General features: G+C 63.9%; 6 protein-coding genes. All 6 read right to left on the minus strand.

Features of this window, described 5'->3' with window-relative positions; all coding sequences use genetic code 11:
• Positions 1-941, minus strand: a 941-nt coding sequence (tgt, locus tag ACXJ7R_RS27385; protein WP_457154550.1) for a tRNA guanosine(34) transglycosylase Tgt, incomplete at its 3' end; no start/stop codon positions are given.
• Positions 934-1,203, minus strand: a complete 270-nt coding sequence (locus ACXJ7R_RS27390) for a hypothetical protein (protein ID WP_457154551.1) — start codon at positions 1,201-1,203, stop codon at positions 934-936. The genes ACXJ7R_RS27390 and tgt, both read right to left, overlap by 8 nt.
• Complete coding sequence (queA, locus tag ACXJ7R_RS27395; RefSeq protein ID WP_457154552.1) at positions 1,193-2,281, minus strand: tRNA preQ1(34) S-adenosylmethionine ribosyltransferase-isomerase QueA; 1,089 nt, start codon at positions 2,279-2,281, stop codon at positions 1,193-1,195. The genes ACXJ7R_RS27390 and queA overlap by 11 nt, the downstream gene beginning before the upstream one ends.
• Positions 2,281-2,730, minus strand: a complete 450-nt coding sequence (locus ACXJ7R_RS27400; protein ID WP_457154553.1) for a DMT family transporter — start codon at positions 2,728-2,730, stop codon at positions 2,281-2,283. Before ACXJ7R_RS27400 ends, queA begins: the two co-directional genes overlap by 1 nt.
• Before the next feature lie 12 nt (positions 2,731-2,742).
• Positions 2,743-3,255: a peptidylprolyl isomerase gene (locus tag ACXJ7R_RS27405; protein ID WP_457154554.1), complete on the minus strand. Its 513-nt coding sequence runs from the start codon at positions 3,253-3,255 to the stop codon at positions 2,743-2,745.
• 40 nt (positions 3,256-3,295) lie between these two features.
• On the minus strand, positions 3,296-3,654 hold a 359-nt coding region (locus ACXJ7R_RS27410), incomplete at its 5' end, for a peptidylprolyl isomerase (protein WP_457154555.1).

Here is a 3,654-nt window from a genome sequence, read left to right on the forward strand (position 1 = left end):
GAGTAGTCCCTCGCCGCCGGGCAGTCGCTTTCCTCGTCGAGCGGACGCGGATCGTCGGCATGGCGGGCGTTGCGCAGATTGACCTTGCCGCGCCTGGTGTAGGCAAGGCCGTGCCGGCCGGCCCGCGTCGGCATCACGCAATCGAACATGTCGATGCCGCGCGCCACCGATTTCAGGATATCGTCAGGGGTGCCGACGCCCATCAGATAGCGCGGCTTGTTTTCAGGCAGTTCCGGACAGGTGATCTCGAGCATCTCGAGCATCACCGCTTGCGGCTCGCCGACGGCCAGGCCGCCGACCGCATAACCCTTCAACTCCATCGCGCTCAATGCCTGAGCCGAACGCACCCTGAGAGCAGCGTTGTCACCGCCTTGCACGATGCCGAACATCGCCTTGCCCGTCTGGTCGCCGAACGCCGTCTTGCAGCGCTCTGCCCAGCGCAGCGACAGCTCCATGGCGCGCTCGATCTCCTTCAACTCGGCCGGTAGCGCCGTGCATTCGTCGAGCTGCATCTGGATATCGGAATCGAGCAAACCCTGGATTTCGATCGAGCGCTCCGGCGACATCTCGTAGGCGGCGCCGTCAATGTGCGAGCGGAAGGTGACGCCTTTTTCGGTCAGCTTCCTCAGCTTGGACAGCGACATCACCTGGAAACCGCCGCTGTCAGTCAGGATCGGATGCGGCCAGCGGGCGAATTCGTGCAAGCCCCCCAGCCGCGCCACACGCTCGGCGCCAGGCCGCAGCATCAAATGGTAGGTGTTGCCCAGGATGATGTCGGCGCCAAGGCCGCGCACCTGGTCCATATACATCGTCTTGACCGTACCGCCGGTGCCGACCGGCATGAAGGCAGGCGTGCGGATTTCGCCGCGCGGCATGTCGATCACACCGCGCCGCGCCTTGCCGTCCGTCGCCAGAACCTTGAAGCTGAACGGCTTAGCCATTGAATTCCTTGTCATGAACCGGGGCGCCAGGTGCCTGCTTGTCGAGCGACTGGCGGTATTGGATGCAGCCACGCATGAATCTGGGCCAGGGCGGCACGGCGATCGACGGCTCGGTCTTCTCCGGCAGCAGGTCCCACAGATCCGGGTGATGCCAGCACAAATCATGGCCGGTGGCGTCGCGATGCTGGCGAATGCCGGTGCGCAATTTCTTCACTTCCGCGATCAGTGCATCGCGGTCCAGGCTCACGAGATCATCGTCCATCGCTCATCTCCGCTCGATAAAGCAGGCTTGCGTCTCCATAGGAGTAGAACCTGTAGCGGTTCTCGATGGCATGCGCATAGGCCGCACGCATCGTATCGAGACCACTGAAGGCCGAGACCAGCATGAACAGGGTCGAGCGCGGCAGATGAAAATTGGTCATCAACATGTCAGCGGTGCGAAAGCGGTAGCCGGGCGTGATGAAAATGTCGGTCGGACCGGACCATGCAACCAAGGTACCGTCAGCCCGCGCCGCGCTTTCCAGCAGGCGCAGCGAGGTCGTGCCGACAGCGACGATGCGGCCGCCCCTCGCCTTGACCGCGTTGAGCGCGTCGGCGGTCGCCTCGCTGACCGAGCCGGTCTCGGCGTGCATCTTGTGGTCGGCGGTGTCATCCGCCTTCACCGGCAGGAACGTGCCGGCGCCGACATGCAAGGTGACGAAGCGGCGCTCGACCCCCTTGGCGTCGAGCGCCGCAAAAAGCTCCGGCGTGAAATGCAGGCCTGCCGTGGGTGCGGCAACGGCGCCTTCTTCCCGGGCATAGATGGTCTGGTAGTCGGCCCGGTCGCGTTCGTCGTCGTCGCGCTTCGAGGCGATATAAGGCGGCAGCGGAATATGGCCGACCGCATGCAGCGCTTCGTCCAGGAAGGGCCCCGACAGGTCGAAGCCAAGCAGCGCCTCGCCGCCCTCGCCTTTCTCGATCACGGTGGCGTCGAGCTGGCCGAGGAAACAGGAATTGCCATCATGGCCGAAATGGATACGGTCACCGGCGGCAATGCGCTTGCCCGGCCGCATGAAGGCCAGCCAGCGGTCTGGCGCCATGCGCATATGCAGCGTGGCTTCGACCTGAGCCTGTGCCTCGCCGCGTCGTCGGATGCCCTTCAGTTGCGCCGGAATGACCTTGGTGTCGTTGAAGACCAGAACGTCGTTAGCCCTGAGCAGGGACGGCAGGTCGCCAACCGCCCGGTCTTCGAGCCCTTCACCGGGCTTGATCACCAGCATCTTGGCGCTGTCGCGCGGCTCTGCCGGGCGAAGCGCGATACGCTCCTCCGGTAGGTCGAAGTCAAACAGATCGACGCGCATCAGTAGAGCCGGACGAGCAGCGCTCCGGCCAGCAGCAGCACCGCGCCGGCGACGCGGCCGAGCGAGATTTCACGCACCGCGACGCCGAGGAAGCCAACGCGGTCGATAAGCATGCCGGCCAGCAACTGTCCTGCCACCAGAAAGGCCATCAGGGCGGCGGCGCCGATGCGCGGCGTCAGGATCGTCGACAGCGTCACATAGAAGCCGCCAAGCATGCCGCCGGCGATGAACAGCCACGGTGCCGGCGCCTTCCAGTCGAGCGTGATGCCTTGCAGCTTCACCACCGCGACGGAAATGATGCCGAGCACCACCGCGCCCGACAGGAACGAAAACGCAGCCGCCGCGACCGGGAGCCCCAGCCCGCGCGCCAACTGCGAATTGATCGGCGCCTGAATGGCAATGAAGGCGCCGGACAGGATGCCGAGAAGCGACCAGACGACGCCCATCATTGACGTTTTGCCTTACTTGACGTCGGCCGCGACCTTCAGCGACACGATCTTGTCGGGATCCGGCACCGGCTCGCCGCGCTTGATCTTGTCGACATTGTCCATGCCTTCGATGACCTGGCCCCAGACCGTGTACTGGCGGTTGAGGAAGGCGGCATCGTCGAAGCAGATGAAGAACTGCGAATTGGCCGAGTTCGGGTTTTGCGAACGGGCCATCGAACAGGTGCCGCGCCCATGGTTGGCATTGGAGAATTCAGCCTTGAGGTCGGGCTTGTCGGAGCCGCCCATGCCGGCACGCGACGGAGCAAAGGAGGGCTTGCTGGAATTGCCGAACTTGACGTCGCCGGTCTGCGCCATGAAGCCGTCGATGACGCGGTGGAAGACCACGCCGTCATAGRMGCCTTCGCGTGCCAGTTCCTTGATACGGGCGACATGGCCGGGCGCCAGGTCGGGGAAAAGTTCGATGACGACGTTGCCCTTGGTCGTCTCCATGATGAGCGCGTTTTCGCGGTCCTTGATCTCGGCCATGTCAGATATCCTTTTCAGAAAACAGAGTTATTCGACAACTTTACTTGTCTGCGGCGATGCGCACCTTGAGCATCCGGTCAGGGTCGGTGACCGTGCCATTGTCCGCTTCGTCGCCCTTCTTGATGTGGTCCACCAGTTCCATGCCGCTGACGACGGTGCCGACGATGGTGTATTGGCCATCGAGGGGCGGCGCCGGCGCGAACATGATGAAGAACTGCGAATTGGCGGAGTTGGGGTCCTGCGAGCGGGCCATGCCAACCACGCCGCGCTTGTAGTGTTCGGTCTGCGAGAATTCGGCCGGCAGGTCGGGTTGATCGGAACCGCCGGTGCCGACGGCCTCGGCGCTAAAACCCTTCTTCATGTTACCGAACTTGACGTCGCCGGTCTGCGCCATGAAGC

This window comes from Mesorhizobium sp. P5_C1 (genome assembly GCF_054049815.1).

Excerpts from the sequence above, each read along its gene's own strand:
- queA (WP_457154552.1), bottom strand. The coding sequence starts at position 2,281 with ATGCGCGTCGATCTGTTTGACTTCGACCTACCGGAGGAGCGTATCGCG.
- ACXJ7R_RS27390 (WP_457154551.1), bottom strand. The coding sequence starts at position 1,203 with ATGGACGATGATCTCGTGAGCCTGGACCGCGATGCACTGATCGCGGAA.
- ACXJ7R_RS27400 (WP_457154553.1), bottom strand. The coding sequence starts at position 2,730 with ATGATGGGCGTCGTCTGGTCGCTTCTCGGCATCCTGTCCGGCGCCTTC.